Origin of the sequence: Kitasatospora sp. NPDC058444 (assembly GCF_042721415.1) — a bacterium.
In the GTDB taxonomy this organism is placed as follows: Bacteria; Actinomycetota; Actinomycetes; order Streptomycetales; family Streptomycetaceae; genus Kitasatospora.
The window spans coordinates 277747-291853 of record NZ_JBHXLL010000005.1 but is presented as its reverse complement, the minus strand read 5'-3'; the positions used below and the strand labels follow the sequence as shown (position 1 = coordinate 291853).

Here is a 14107-nt window from a genome sequence, read left to right as displayed (position 1 = left end):
TGGGCGTGACGAGTACGAACGGCGAGAGCCCGCGGGTGATCCGCACCCTGATCGCTGACGACCAGGAGGCCGTCCGGCGCGGTGTGCGGCGGATCCTGACGGCCCAGCCGGACATCGAGGTGGTGGGTGAGGCGGCGGACGGGCTGGCCGCGCTGGAGCTGGCGGCCGAACTGCGGCCGGACGTCGCGCTGGTGGACGTCCGGATGCCGCGGATGGACGGACTGGAGCTGACCCGCCGGCTGGCCGGGCCGGGCGTGGCGGAGCCGGTGCGGGTGGTGGTGCTGACCACCTTCGACCTGGACGAGTACGTGTACCCGGCCCTGCGGTACGGGGCGTCCGGCTTCCTGCTGAAGCGTTCCGGCCCGTCCCTGCTGGCCGAGGCGGTACGGGCGGCGGCGGACGGGGAGAGCCTGATCAGCCCGTCGGTCACGGTCCGGCTGCTGCGGCACGTGACGGCGCCGCGCCGCACGGAGCACGGTCGGCCGGAGCGCGGACGCCCGGAGCACGGCCGGCCGGAGCACGGCCGGCCGGCGCCGGTGGTGCCGCTGACCGAACGGGAGGTGGAGATCGCCGGGCACGTCGCGGCGGGCCGCACCAACGCGGACATCGCCGCGGAGCTGTTCATCTCGCCGGGAACGGTGAAGACCCACGTCGCCAGCATCCAGCGCAAGCTCGGGGTGGCGAACCGGGTCGGGATCGCGGTGCACGCCTGGGAGATGGGCTGGGCGGCGGGGGCCCGGTAACCGAGGCCGGCCGGGGCTCGGTAACCGAGGCCGGAGCGGGCGCGTCCACGGGAGCACGACGCAGCGCGTCCACGGGGCCGAGGGGATGCTCCGTGGACGCGCGGAACCTACGAGGTGGGGGTGGCCTCCGGACGTCACGTCCTCCGGCCGGTAGTTCGATCGTCGACCGAGGTAGTTATCCAGCGGCAGACCCTGATCCGTCTCGATCCGTCGCCACTGCCTCCTGCGGTCGAACTTCCTTCAGCTACCTCGCAGGTCCATCTCCCATCATGCGCCTCCTACGGGCTGTGCACCAGGGGTCGACGGCGCGAATCCGACAATTTTCGCAACTCGGGCGACAAGGGATCGGCGCGGGACGCGGTGCGGGACGTGGTGCGGGACGCGGTGCGGGACGAACGACGGATGTGGCGGGGGTCGGTCGTCAGGAGCGCGGCCAGCCGTCCACGAAGCTCAGCGTCCGACGGTACGGCCCCTCGGGCCCGGTGCTGCCGTACTCCTCGGTGCTGCTGCCGGTCCGGACGGTGCGGTCGCCGTCGTGCCGCCGGGCGGTGGGGCGCAGGGTGTGGTCGACGGTGGAGCGCTCGGTGACGTGGCCGCCGGTCGCCGCGGTGGTCTCGCGGTGGTAGCCGAGGTCCATGGCGGTGGTCTGGTCGGTGTTGCCGGCCGCGTCGCGGCTCACCCGGTAGTCGACGTCCAGCGGTTCGCCCTCGTGCACGGTGGTGGTGCGGTGTGGGCCGCCGCCCCAGGTGGCGGTGGTGCGGGTGAGGTCGGTGCCGTTGTGCAGCGAGATGTCGTTGCCCGAGTCGCGCAGTCGCTGGGTGGAGCGGAAGACGAGTTCGTCGTGGACCTCGGTGGTGATCCGGCCGTGCGAGGTCTGTACCCAGCCCCGGGCGAGGTCGTTCCGGGAGGCGGTGACCGTCCAGTCGCCGCTGCCGGCGCCGTGGTCGGCGAGGTCGGTCGCGACGGTGGCCTCCGGGGCGACCCGGTGGTCGGTGAGCTGTCCGGTGGTGCGGGCGGCGCCGTGGTCGGTCTCGGCGAAGAGGTTGACCTGGCCGGTCCAGAGGTCGTTGCCCTGCGCCTCGGCGGTGTTCAGGGTGACGCCCACGGTGTGCGGCCGGCCGTCCAGCAGCAGCCCGACGTACGGGGTGAGGTCGAGCCGGTAGGCGGGCAGGTCGAAGGCGAAGACGCCGGGCACCGGCCGCCAGAGCAGCGGGTCCCAGCCGCCGGTGTAGATCACCGGGTACGGCCAGACCGCGCCGACCACCCGGCCGTCCACGGTCAGCCGCAGCTCGCGGAACGGGCCCTTGCCGCAGATGCCGGTGCCCGGGTTGGCGGAGGCGAAGGCGTCCGGCGCGGAGGCGTACGCGAACTCCTCGCAGGCGCCGCCGCCGCGGGCGTAGACCTCGGCGGTGAGGCGTTCGAGGTTCTGCGGGAAGGTGAGGTCGCGTCCGGCGGTGGGTGCGGCCTGGGTGAGCCCGAACGGTCCGGTGGTGAGCAGTCGGTCGGCGGTTCGGGCGGCGGGCCGGCGGTCGTCGGCGGTGTAGAAGGTCAGGTTCGCGCTGATCGTGAAGACGCCCGTGTAGGTGGCGTCGGTGACGTTGGCGAGGTCGAAGGAGAACTCCTGCGGGCCGTCCGTGAAGAGCGGGGCGTAGCGGGTGACGTCGTGCTCGACGTTCCACGCGATGCCGTCCTTGGACGGCTCGGGAGTGGAGGAGAGCAGCACCTGGACGCCGCCGACCCGGACGCTGAAGATCCGGTCGAACTGCCGCCCGGCGACCTGTCCGTGGAGGTCCAGGACCACCGCCGACCAGGGGCCGGCGCAGTCGGCGGGCGGGGTGACGGTGGTGCGGTACGGGGTGTCCGGCGGGTTGCCGTACCCGTTGCGGAACTCGCGTTCGTGCATCGCCTCGACGGTGCACGAGCGGGTGTCGGGGCGGGTGAGCGGCTTGGTGGCGGTGACCGGGTCGTGGTAGTCGGTGCCGAAGTCGGCGTGGGCCGGGCCGGCGGCGGTGAGGGTGCCGGCCAGGGTGAGGACGGCGGCGCCGATCAGACCGGCGGCGCGGCGGAGCAACGGGCGCAGGGCCAAGGCGGGTTCCCGGGGTCGGGCGGCCCGCGGGCGGGTGCCGCGGGCCGGTCGGATGGTCCGGGAATCCTTCCGGTGATGGCATGTCGGCGTCAAGGACTGTCACCGTCGGTACCCTCGGTGCCGCTGATGCCGCCAGTGCCGCCCCGTCCCCGTGATCGCGGAAGGCCTCCTGGCTGGACGCACTCTGGATTCCCGTGCGCACCGTCCATAGGCTGAGCGGCACGTCGCCCACCGCAGTGGAATCCTCACAGAGAGTTCGCCTCATGACCGGACTTCCGCCCACCGCTCCCGCCATCCAGGTCTCCGAGGAGGTCGCCCGCGCCCTCGCTGAAGGCCGGCCGGTGGTCGCCCTGGAGTCGACCATCTTCACCCACGGCCTGCCCCGGCCGCGCAACCTGGCCGTCGCGCTGGAGGCGGAGCGGCAGCTGCGCGCGGCGGGCGTCGTCCCGGCCACGACCGGGGTCCACCGCGGGGTGCCCACGGTCGGGCTGAGCACCGAGCAGATCACCGAACTGTCCGCCGTCGACGGCCTGGACAAGGTGAGCCTGCGCGACCTCCCGGTGGTCTCCGCGCTCGGCCGGCACGGCGGCACCACCGTCGCCGCCACGTCGTTCCTCGCCCACCGCGCGGGCATCCGGGTGTTCTCCACCGGCGGCCTCGGCGGTGTGCACTTCGGCGCCTCGGAGAGCTTCGACGAGTCGGCCGACCTCACCGCCCTGGCAGCCACCCCGATCACCGTGATCAGCGCCGGAGTGAAGTCCGTCCTCGACATCCGGGCCACCCTGGAGCGCTTCGAGACCTACAACATCCCCGTCATCGGCTACCGCACCCGCAAGTACCCCGGCTTCTACGTCACCGACTCCGGCCACGAGATCAACTTCAGCGTGGAGTCGCCCGAGCAGGCCGCCAGGATCATCGAGTCCCGCGACCGCCTCGGACTGCCGCAGGCCGTCCTGATCGCCAACCCGGTCGACCCGGCCAAGCAGCTGCCGCCCGAGGAGCTGGACGGCATCCTCGCCCGGGCCTGGGCGGAGGCCGAGCGCCAGGGCGTCGCCGGCAACGCCTCCACGCCGTTCCTGCTCGACTTCATCCGGCGGGACACCGGCGGGCGCAGCCTGGAGGTCAACGTCGAGGTGTACCGGGGCAACGTGAGGCTCGGCGGGGAGATCGCGACCGCGCTGGCCGCGGGGGCCGTGGCAGGTGGTGCCGCTGTGGCCGGTGGTGCGGCCGGTCGGGCATCGGCCGGTGGCGGCGCTTCGGCCGTCGTCGCCGAGACCGGGGCCTGAGCGGTGCTGGGGGTGCTGGGCGACCTCGTCGAGGACATCGTGGTCTGGGCCGACGGCCCGCTGCGGTACGGCACCGACTCCGGCGCCCGGGTCTTCCGCCGGCGCGGCGGCAGCGCGGCCAACGTCGCCCGCTTCGCCGCCGGGTACCACCCGGCCCGCTTCCTCGGCTGCGTCGGCGAGGACGCGATCGGGGACGGCGTGGTCGCCGAACTGGCCGGTCACGGCGTCGACGTAAGGGTCTCCCGGCACGGCCGGACCGGCAGCGTCGTGGTGCTGATCGACCAGGACGGCGAGCGGACGATGCTGCCCGACCGGGGCGCCGCCACGCTGTTGGAGCGGGTCCCCGACGAGTGGCTGGCCGGACTGACCCACCTGCACGTGCCGGCGTACTCCTTCGACGGCGAGCCGGTCGGCGGCACGGCGGTGGACGCTCTCGCCCGGGTCCGGCGGGCGGGCGGCACCACCTCGGTGGACGCCTCCTCGACCGGCGTGCTGGAGGGGTTCGGACGGGAGCGCTTCCTCGATCTGCTGGTCGGGTTGGCGCCGACCTTCGTGTTCGCCGACCGCTCCGAGTCGGAGTACCTCGGGCTGCTGGTCGGCGGGCTGCCCGGGCCGGGGCGCGCCCGGCTGGCGGCCACCACGGTGGTCACCAAGGCGGGTGCCGAGGCGACCGCCGTCGACGTGCCCGGTGAGCCGCCGGTCATGGTGCCGGTGCCGTCGGTGGCCGAGGTGCGCGACCTCACCGGGGCCGGGGACGCCTTCGCGGCGGGGTTCCTGGCCGGATTCCTGGACACCGGGGACCTCGCGCACGCGGTCGGGCTCGGGCACCGCAGCGCGGCCCGGGTGCTGGCCTCGCCCGGGGCCTCCTGCGGCGGGGGGTGACGGTCCGGGCGGGCGTCCGTCGACGACGGCACCGGCCGGGGTTGCCTCCGGCCGGGCCACCTTCGGAGGGCTGCCTCCGGCCGGGGCTACCTGGGCACCGCGTCCTTGCGGAGGAAGTGCTTCAGCTTCTGCCAGGTCCAGGTGTTGACCACGTCCTCGGCCGTGAGCCAGCCGCGCTGCGCCGTGCCGATGCCGTAGCGCGGGTAGGCGAGGTGGCCGGTGGCGTGGGCGTCGCTGTCGATCGCGAAGCGCACGCCGTGCCGCTTGGCCCGCAGGATGTCCTCGTCGCGCAGGTCGAGCCGCTGCGGGGAACTGTTGATCTCGATCGCGGTGCCGGTGCGTGCGGCGGCCTCGAACACCGCGTCCAGGTCGACGTCGATCGGCCCGCGCCGGCCGATCCGACGGGTGGTGAGGTGCCCGATGACGTGCACGTACGGGTTCTCGCAGGCACGGATCAGCCGGCGGGTCTGGGCGGCCCGGTCCAGGGCGAAGTGCGAGTGCACGGAGGCCACGCACACGTCGAAGCCGGCCAGGAACTCGGGCGGCCAGTCCACCCCGCCGTCCGGGCCGAGGTTCAGCTCGGTGCCGTGCAGCAGGCGCAACTTCTTGTGCCGGTCGGCGAGTCGGCGCAGCTGTTCGCGCTGGGTGAGCATCTTCTCGTCCGTCATCCGCTGCATCACCAGGTCCGGGGCGTGGTCGGTGACGGCGAAGTAGGAGTAGCCGCGGGCGGCGGCGGTGTCGATCATCTCCTCCAGGGTGGCCAGACCGTCGGTCAGGTCGGTGTGGGTGTGCAGGTCGCCGCGCAGGTCGGACTCCTGGACCAGGTCGGGGAGTCCGCCGTCCAGCGCGGCCTCGATCTCGCCCCGGTCCTCGCGCAGCGGCGGCGGGATCCACGGCAGTCCGAGTGCCGCGTACACCTCGTCCTCGGTCTCCGAAACCACCTTGGCGCCGCCGTCCACCTCGAACAGCCCGTACTCGGAGAGCTTCAGCCCGGCCCGGACGGCCATCGTGCGCAGCTTGATGTTGTGCGCCTTCGACCCGGTGAAGTAGACCAGTGCGGCTCCCCAGTCCTCCTCCGGAACGACCCGCAGATCCACCTGTACGCCCTGGGTGGTACGGACCGAGGTCTTGGTACTCCCGCTGCCGATCACCTCGGCGACGTAGGGGAGTTCGGTGAGCGCGGCCATCAGCGGGGCGGAGTCCTCGGCGGTCGCGAGCACGTCGATGTCGCCCACCGTCTCGCGCATCCGGCGCAGCGAGCCCGCGTACGCGCAGCGGGTGCAGCCGGGGACGGCGGAGAGCGCGTCGACCAGCTGCTCGGCCAGCTCGGTGGCGGTGTCCAGCAGGGTGCGGCCGCCGGACCGTCGCATCAGCTCGATGCCGTGCAGGATCTTCTCGCCGCTGCGCTCGCCGAAGCCGGGCAGGTCGGTGAGCTTCTCCGCGCGGGCGGCCGCGGCGAGTTCGTCCACCGAGGAGATCTCGAGGTCGCGGTGGAGGGCCAGGGCGCGCTTGGGTCCGACGCTGGGGACGGCCATCATCTCCCGTACGCCGGACGGGATCTCGGCGCGCAGCGCCTCCAGGGCGGGGAAGGTCCCGGTGGCGAGGTACTCGGCGATCTTCTCGGCGGTGGACTTCCCGACGCCGGGGATCTGCTGCAGGCCCTTGACGTCCAGGCCGGCCAGGTCCTCGGGGTGGCCGCCGACCGCACGGGCGGCCTTCTCGTAGGCGCGGGCCCGGAAGGCGTCCCCGCCGGTGATGTTGATCAGGTCGGCGTACTCCTGGAGCAGCTCCCTGACCTGGTCGTTGAGCCGGGGCATGGAGCAAGTCTAGGTGGGGCGGGGCGGGCCTGCCGGGTGTGCGCCCGGTCGGTGTGCGGCTCGGCGGTGTTCGGCCCGTCGGTGTGCGGCCCGTCGGTGTGTGGCTCGGAGGGCGGAGTCGATCGGGCGGTACTCCGTCAGTCGTACGCGACGGTCAGCAGCAGGATGACGGTCAGCCCGCCGCCGGGGGTGGGCTCCACGGCGAGCCGGCCGCCCGCGGCCTCCACCAGGCTGTACAGGGCGGGCCCCACCGGCCCGTCGGCCGGTGTGCCGGCGATCCGCCGTTCGTGTGCTTCGGGCGGCTCGTAGGAGCCCTGGTCGGAGACCCGGATCTCCACCCGGCCGCGGGCCGCCGCAGCCCGGTCGGGCGCCCGCCGCGTGGAGGTGCCGCCCGCCACGTCGGCCCGGAGCAGCACCGGGCCGCCCGGCGGGCTGCGCCGGATCGCCTGGTCGACCAGTCCCGCGACGGCGGCCTCCAACCGGCGGGCGTCCCCGGCCACCACGGGGAGCCCCGGCGTCACCCGGACGGTGACGGCCGCCGCCCGGCCGCCGCCGCGCACCACCCGGCGGACCACGTCGGCCACCTGGACGTGCCGGGCCGTCGGCTCGCAGCCGGCCTGCCGACCGGTCCAGCGCAGCCGCTCCAGCTCCGTGCGGGAGAGCGACCTGGGCGCGGCCATCGCGGCCATCGCGCCCGGCGAGAACGGGCCGCGGGCCTCTTCGGCGGCGGCCGCCGGCGCGCCCGAGCGCCCCGACCTGCCGCCCCGGCGGCCGGCGCCGCTTGCGCCGCCCGCGCCTCCGAACGCGCCGACGGTGCCGCCCAACGCGCCGAGCGCCCGGGCTCCCGACGCGACGTAGCCCCAGAGCCTCCCGCGTGCCATCGCCCTGCCCCTCGTGCTCCCCGGCGGCCGTCATCGAATCCGCGTCCGACCGGAGTGGGCCGACTTCCGGGCCCTTCCTGCCAGCGTGCGCCTCGGCCGCCCGGGTGACAATCCCGCTCCGGGCCGCGCTCCGCCCCGGGGCCCCCGCCGAGCGGCCGGCCGGGCACCCGCCGACCGGCGGGGCCGGGAGCCGGGGCCCTGCTGCGGAGCGAGCAGCCGCGAGTACCTCCGCCGCAGAGACCTCGGCCGCAGAGACCCAACCGCAAGGCGCCATCGCAAAGAGTTCTTCGCAAAAAACCCTTTGCAAAGAACTCTTTGCGGTTCTAGCCTCTTGCCATGACCGAAGAACGCGGCTGGAAGCACAGCGACGACCCGCACATCGCCATCACCGCCAAGAACATGCGGGCGATGGCGCACCCCGTGCGCATGCAGCTGGTCGGGCTGCTGCGCAAGCACGGCCCGTCCACGGCCACGAGGCTCGCCGCACAGCTGGGGCTCAACTCCGGAGCCACCAGCTACCACCTGCGCCAGCTCGCCGCCGCGGGCTTCGTCGAGGAGGACGAGGAGCGTGGCAACGCCCGTGAGCGGTGGTGGCGGTCGGCCCACCGGCTGACGGTCTGGACGGGGGACGACATGGCGGACGAGGAGCTCGACACGGCCGTCGGCTTCCTGCGGTCCGTCCTGGCCGCGCACACCTTGACCGCCCAGCGCGCGCTGGACGCCTTCGAGACCATGCCGCGCGAGTGGCGCCGGGTGACGGACCTCAGCGACCGCGTCCTGCAGCTCACGCCCGCCGAGGCCGAGCGGCTGAGCGGCGAGCTGTACGAGGTGATCCGGCGCTACCGGCAGATCGATCACGACGGACCCGCGCCGGAGGGCACCGAGCAGGTCTCCGTGGTCGTCCACGTCCTGCCGGACTCGACCACCACCGCAACCGAGGGGGACACCGCATGACCACCACCACTGCCGCCACCGCCGACGCGCCCGGGCGCAGCTTTCGCCCGCTGGCCGGGGTGCTCACCGCCACGGCCGTCTCCGTGACGGGCACGCGGGTCTCGGCCATCGCCCTGCCCTGGTTCGTCCTGGCCACCACCGGCAGCGCCACCATGACGGGCCTGGTCGCCTTCGCCGAGATGGCGCCCTACGTGGCGGTCAAGGCGCTGACCGGGCCGTTAGTGGACCGGCTCGGGCCGCGCGTGGTGTCCTGGACGACGGACGCGGTCAGCGCCGTCGCGGCCGGGCTGGTCCCGCTGTTGCACGCACGGGGGCTGCTCCCGTTCTGGGTGCTGCTGGTGATGGTCGCGGTCATCGGGGCGATGCGCGGCCCGGGGGACTTGGCGAAGTCCGTCATGGTCCCGGAGGCGGCCGACCACGCCCGGGTGCCGATGGAGCGCGCCACCGGGCTGTCGGGGGTCACCGAGCGGCTGGCCTCCACCATCGGCCCGGCGGTCGGCGGCGGGCTGGTCGCCCTGATCGGGCCGCTGGCCGGGCTGGCGGTCAACGCGGTCACCTTCGCACTCGGGTCGCTGATCATCGCGGTCGCGCTGCCGCGCGGCATGGGGCGCTCGGCGGTGCCGGCCACGGCCGCCGACGAACCGTCCGTGGGCTCGGGCGTGGCCTCGGGCATGGGCTCGGGCGTGGCCTCGGACGGGGGCGGGCAGCCCGCCGGCTACTGGCGGATGTTCCGCGAGGGCTTCACCTTCCTACGCTCCGAGCCGCTGCTGCTCACCGTGATCGTGATGATCGGCATCACCAACCTGATCGACGCCGGGTTCACCACCGTCCTCGTCCCGGTCTGGGCACGGGAGTCCGGCAACGGTCCGGCCGCCATCGGCCTGGCCTCCGCCGTCATGGGCGCCACCGCGGTCGTCGGCAGCCTGATAGCGGCGGCCGTCGCCTCCCGGCTGCCCCGCCGGACGGTCTTTTTCACCGGCTTCCTGCTCTGCGGCGCGCCGCGCTTCCTGGTGCTCGCCCTCGATGCGCCGATGTGGCTGGTGCTCACGGTCTTCGCGATCGGCGGCTTCGGTGCCGGCTTCCTCAACCCGATCCTCGGTGCGGTGCTCTTCGAGCGGGTGCCCCGCCACCTGCTCGGCCGCGTCCACGCCCTCGGCGACTCCCTCTCCTGGGCCGGCATTCCGCTCGGCGGGCTGGTCGCCGGTGCGGCGGTCGCGATGGTCGGACTGATACCCAGCCTGATCGTCGGCGGAGCCCTGTACTTCGCGACCACGACGCTGGCCGGGCTTCGCCCCGAGTGGCGCGAGATGGACCGCCGCCGGGGGCTCGTGGGCCCCGCGGGCCGAACGGGCGGTACGGGCCATGCGGGCGGCCCGGCGGGCGCGGCCGTTGAGCCGGCGCCGGTGCGCTCCTCGTAACCCGTACCTCGGACGCGGCTAACGGGCCCGACCGGCCTCCGGGGCAGGCCCGACCGCCTGTCTCTGGCCCGCCCAGTGGAGCAGCAGCAGGCTGGTCAGCGCGGCGAGGGCACACCACGTGGAGACGAAGGCGAGGCGCCAGAGCAGGGCGGAGGCGACGGCGCCCGCGCCGGTGAGGAGACCGAGACGGCGGAGCAGCCGGTCGCCGCTCGCCAGGAGGGAGCCGACGGTGACGAGGAGATAGCCGGCCAGCAGCAGAGCCGGGTGCGGAGCGCCAACCGCATAGCCGAGGGTGTGGCCGTGCACGGTTGCCGCCACCGGGTGGGAGCCGACGGCCACGGCGAGCGGGACGGCGACCGCCGCACCGAGCAGGGTGAGCGCGGCGAGTACCCGCCGACGCGGGCCGCTGGTCGCGCACCACACGGCGGCCGGGACCAGGACGGGCAGCAGCGGCAGGGCGACCACGGCCCAGGCGGTGCGAGCAGCTTCGGCGAGGTCGTCCGGCAGCCCGCCGTCCGTGCCGAGCCAGACCAGTGCCTCGATCAGCTGGTGCACGCCCAGAACCAGGGGGAGCGCGGCGAGCGGCAGGCGCTCGGGCCGGCCGGCCCGATGGGCGCGGACCAGGCACACCACCCCCGCGACCGCGACCAGCCCACCGGCCACGGCGTCCGCCTGCGCACTCCAGCACATCGGGGCCTAGCTAGCCGGTGCTCCCCGGGCGGTCGTGCTTCGCGGACCCGCCCGTCGCCTTGTCGTCCGGGGTGTCGTCCGGGGTGTCGTCCGACCCGTCCTCGGACCTCTCCTCCGTCCCGTCCTCCGACGGCCCCGCTCCGTCCTCCGGCGATGCCCCGATGCCCTCCAGGGTGTCGCGGACGGTCCCGGGCATCGCCGGATGGCGGCCGATCACGATCACCCCGATCACGATCGCCACCAGCCCGGCCGTCTGCCAGGCGAGCGCCGCCGGGGTCACCCGCAACCGGTCGCCGAGGAACCCGACCGCGCAGGCGATCCCGGCCACGGGCTGGGCGGCGGTCAGCGCGGGCAGGGACATCCGCAGCGGCGCCGCCTCGAAGGCGCTCTGCACCAGCAGCAGCCCGACCACACCCGCCACCACCACCGCGTACGGTTGCCAACTGCGCAGCACCGCGGACAGGCCCTCGTGGTCGAGGCGCTGGGTGGTGGTCCGGGTCAGCGCGTCCTGGAGGCCGTAGAGCAGCCCGGCGGCCAGCGCCAGCAGGGTCGCCTCCTCGAACAGCGGCAGCCGTCGGGCCAGCGAGACCAGCAGCAGGACCAGCCCGACGACGGTGCCGACCACCAGCCAGTGCCGCAGCTCCCCGGCGGGTGGTCCGCCACCGGTCGGTCGCCCGGCCACGATGAAGGCCGTCACCCCGAGGGCCAGCAGCAGCACCCCGGCCCAGCCTGAACGGCCCAGGGTCTGACGGGTCAACACCCGGGCCAGTGCCATGGCGAAGATCAGATTGGTGGCCAGCAGCGGTTCGACGAGCGACACCTCGCCCTGGTTGAGGGCGAGCGCCGAGAGGATCAGCCCGCTGACCATGAACCCGGTGCCGAGCAGCCACTGCGGCATCCGCATCAGGTCCAGCAGCAGCCGCCAGCGCAGCAGATCGGAGCGCGGGGCTTGCTGAGCCGCGTGCTGCTGGAGCACGAAGCCGAGCCCCAGACAGCAGGCCGCACTGAGAGCGAGGAGGAAGACCGCCACGGAGGGACCACCAGGTTGTCGCTGCCCGCGCCGCGCCGACGGCTCCGAGAGGGGGGTCGGACGTCGCGGCCGCTCCCGTCAGCCTACCGCCGGGCCGGTGCCCGGGCCGGTCGCACGACACGCGCGGCGCGGCGGCACCGGGCCCTCCGGCAGCGCTTGCCGCCACCCGCGAGGCAGGCGCACGCTGGTGTGAGCGGCCGCCACGGGTCACCGTCCGTGCCGGTCCGGACAGGCGCGACGGGGGCCGGCGCCAGGAGGTGTGGCATGCACAACCAGTGGGACGTGGAGCTCAGCTTCGAGGAAGACGGCGTGCACACGGCGTGTGAGGCCAGGCTGACCGGCGCCAGGGCGCCCGGCCTGAGCGCGCACGGCGAATCCGTGAAGAGCGCGGACGACCGTCCGCTCGCCAGGATCGGCGAGGAGGTCGCGGCCTCCCGGGCCCTGGAGGAACTGTCCCGCAAGCTGCGGGCCCAGGCCACCGGGGAGATCGACGACGAGGGGCACCGCCCTGGCTACCTGATCTACTGAGCGAGTCCGCCGATAGCCCGCGCGCGGCTACCAGACCGGGAACGCCGTGCCGCGGCGCCGTCGAGCGGCCCAGCGGAGCCACTCCTCCCGGGCCGCGAAGGTTCCGGCCGGTCGGCGGCGATGCGCTCGACGTGGTACTCGGGGCCGACGGCGTCCACGAAGGCGCGTTCCGCCTCGGTCCGGCCCGAGTGGAGGCGCCGCCAGACAACCTCCGCCGTCTCCCGCGGCGTCGCGGCCCCGGCCGTCAGCCGCTCCGCCAGGTGGTGGAGTACGCAGTGCTCCGCGGTCCCCTCGTCGCTGCTGGGCGAGCCCGAACTCGCCCAGCAGCGACGAGAACAGCTCGGCGGTGCCGTCCCGCCGGGAGAGCCCCGCGCGTTCGCGCGGTTGTTCCATCTCCGGCATTCTGCGGCATTCGGGACGGCCGCCGCGCGGGCGTATCCCGATCGGCGGCCCTACCGGCGCCACCAGGGGGCGCGCAGGACGTCGTCCGGGTCGGCGGCACAGTTGGTGCCGCTGACCACCTCGCGGGCGGGGACGTCCCAGCCGACGACGCCCGCGGCCTGACGGTCCAGCTCGACCAGCCGGGCGCGCTGCGGGCCGGAGCCGGTGTCGACGTCGCACATCAACACGCTCGTCCAGGAGCGGCCGTCGAGGGCGGCGACGACCGAGAACGCCGGAAGCACCACCAGGGAGAGCAGCAGCGCCCCCACCCGCACGGCCTCCACGGCCCGGGGCCCGAGGGCCGTGGCCGGCCGCCCGGTGCGGCGGCCGGTGACGGCCGAACGCGCGCCGGTCCGGTACTCGGCCACCACGCCGAGGCGCAGCAGATAGCCCAGGGTGCCCGCCGCCACCCCCCACCACAGCCCGTTGAACGCCCCGACCACCACCCCGAGCGCCCCCGGCACGATCGCCGCCCGTGCCACCGTCTCCACCAACGCCCGCCCCTGGTGCCGGGCGGCACCACCGTGAGCGGCCCGATAGGCGTAGCCGATGGAGGAGAGCACCGTCGCGAGCACGACCGCCAGCACCGGCTCGGCGAAGAACATCCCGATGACGACGTCCACCCAGTTCGCCGGCCCCATCGCCAGCAGCGCATCCCGAGCCGCGTCCCCACCCCCGAGCGTCCACGCGAGCTTCAACACCGGAACGGCGAACACCACCGCGGGCGCCATCACATGAGCCGCACTCACCTTCGCCGCGCCGCCGCCCCGCGGGATCTCGCTCATCCGCCAACGCTAAGCAACCCGCCCGCGCTCCTCACCCTCCGACACCCACCGCTGCACCTCGTGGCCCAACCCTCTCGCCCCCGGCGACGCCCCGTGCTCCCGCTCGTTCGAGACTCGCCGGTACCTTCCGGCCTGACCCTTCCGCCCCTGGCGACCGCCGATGCCCCCTTGGGAGCCGCCCCACCCTCATGCGCCGGACCTGCGCTGTAGCGGCCTACGCCTCCCAAGAATCCCGCCCGCCACCACTGCCGTGCCCGGCCCCGCTGGTGATCCACCCTGGCCGCCCCCGAGCCGTGCCCAGCCCCTGGCAGCGCGGCCGTGCCCCTCGGTTCGGGGACAGGATTCCGGCTCTGGCTCACTTCCGGTGGTCACAGCCGGTAATGCTCGCCAGTCGCAGTGACGCACGGGTCAGGCCGCGATACGGCACCTGGACTCCTGGTCCGCCACAGGCGGGGACGGAGATCCGGGCAGACATACGTGCGGCTCGACCAAGCGTTCCTGTCATGACTTTCCGCCACCACCGGAAGTGAGCCAGAGCCGAATTCATGACACTCCCGGAAGTCGAC

Annotated in this window: 12 protein-coding genes; 6 read left to right on the top strand and 6 right to left on the bottom strand. The window is 74.4% G+C overall.

The features are described from left to right. Positions 1-5 precede the first annotated feature (5 nt). Entirely contained in the window at positions 6-743 is a 738-nt protein-coding gene (locus tag ACFWP2_RS08825) for a response regulator (protein WP_380449552.1), read from the top strand. Between the two features lie 421 nt (positions 744-1164). Here the strand turns inward: ACFWP2_RS08825 and ACFWP2_RS08820 are convergent, their stop codons facing one another. After that, positions 1165-2829, bottom strand: a complete 1665-nt coding sequence (locus tag ACFWP2_RS08820; protein ID WP_380449551.1) for a peptide-N4-asparagine amidase — start codon at positions 2827-2829, stop codon at positions 1165-1167. Between the two features lie 263 nt (positions 2830-3092). Between ACFWP2_RS08820 and ACFWP2_RS08815 the strand changes: the two genes are divergently transcribed. Continuing rightward, positions 3093-4115: a pseudouridine-5'-phosphate glycosidase gene (locus ACFWP2_RS08815; RefSeq protein ID WP_380449550.1), complete on the top strand. Its 1023-nt coding sequence runs from the start codon at positions 3093-3095 to the stop codon at positions 4113-4115. A gap of 12 nt (positions 4116-4127) precedes the next feature. Then, positions 4128-4997 (top strand): carbohydrate kinase family protein, encoded by an 870-nt coding sequence (locus ACFWP2_RS08810; RefSeq protein WP_380449549.1) that lies wholly within the window; start codon positions 4128-4130, stop codon positions 4995-4997. Positions 4998-5083: 86 nt separating this feature from the next. Here ACFWP2_RS08810 and polX read toward each other — a convergent pair whose 3' ends face one another. Both polX and ACFWP2_RS08800 read right to left on the bottom strand, forming a co-directional pair. After that, a complete protein-coding gene (polX, locus tag ACFWP2_RS08805) occupies positions 5084-6814 on the bottom strand; it encodes a DNA polymerase/3'-5' exonuclease PolX (RefSeq protein WP_380449548.1) in 1731 nt (576 codons plus the stop codon). 137 nt (positions 6815-6951) lie between these two features. Further along, positions 6952-7695 carry a sensor histidine kinase gene (locus tag ACFWP2_RS08800; protein WP_380449547.1) on the bottom strand — a complete coding sequence of 248 codons (744 nt, stop codon included), beginning with the start codon at positions 7693-7695 and terminating at the stop codon, positions 6952-6954. Between the two features lie 336 nt (positions 7696-8031). Here ACFWP2_RS08800 and ACFWP2_RS08795 point away from each other — a divergent pair, with 336 nt between their 5' ends. Both ACFWP2_RS08795 and ACFWP2_RS08790 read left to right on the top strand, forming a co-directional pair. Next, on the top strand, positions 8032-8649 hold the full coding sequence (locus ACFWP2_RS08795) for a helix-turn-helix domain-containing protein (RefSeq protein ID WP_380449546.1): 618 nt from the start codon (positions 8032-8034) through the stop codon (positions 8647-8649). Next, a complete protein-coding gene (locus tag ACFWP2_RS08790) occupies positions 8646-10067 on the top strand; it encodes an MFS transporter (RefSeq protein WP_380449545.1) in 1422 nt (473 codons plus the stop codon). The genes ACFWP2_RS08795 and ACFWP2_RS08790 overlap by 4 nt, the downstream gene beginning before the upstream one ends. 18 nt (positions 10068-10085) lie before the next feature. Here ACFWP2_RS08790 and ACFWP2_RS08785 read toward each other — a convergent pair whose 3' ends face one another. Both ACFWP2_RS08785 and ACFWP2_RS08780 read right to left on the bottom strand, forming a co-directional pair. Beyond that, positions 10086-10757, bottom strand: coding sequence for a DUF6629 family protein (locus ACFWP2_RS08785; RefSeq protein WP_380449544.1), 672 nt, complete (start codon positions 10755-10757; stop codon positions 10086-10088). Between the two features lie 10 nt (positions 10758-10767). Then, positions 10768-11787: a DMT family transporter gene (locus tag ACFWP2_RS08780; protein WP_380449543.1), complete on the bottom strand. Its 1020-nt coding sequence runs from the start codon at positions 11785-11787 to the stop codon at positions 10768-10770. A 264-nt stretch (positions 11788-12051) separates the two neighbouring features. Between ACFWP2_RS08780 and ACFWP2_RS08775 the strand changes: the two genes are divergently transcribed. After that, positions 12052-12315, top strand: a complete 264-nt coding sequence (locus ACFWP2_RS08775; protein ID WP_360353097.1) for a dsRBD fold-containing protein — start codon at positions 12052-12054, stop codon at positions 12313-12315. A gap of 452 nt (positions 12316-12767) precedes the next feature. On the opposite strand, the gene ACFWP2_RS08770 is transcribed toward ACFWP2_RS08775, so the two are convergent. Next, positions 12768-13541 (bottom strand): hypothetical protein, encoded by a 774-nt coding sequence (locus tag ACFWP2_RS08770; RefSeq protein ID WP_380449542.1) that lies wholly within the window; start codon positions 13539-13541, stop codon positions 12768-12770. Positions 13542-14107 lie beyond the last annotated feature (566 nt).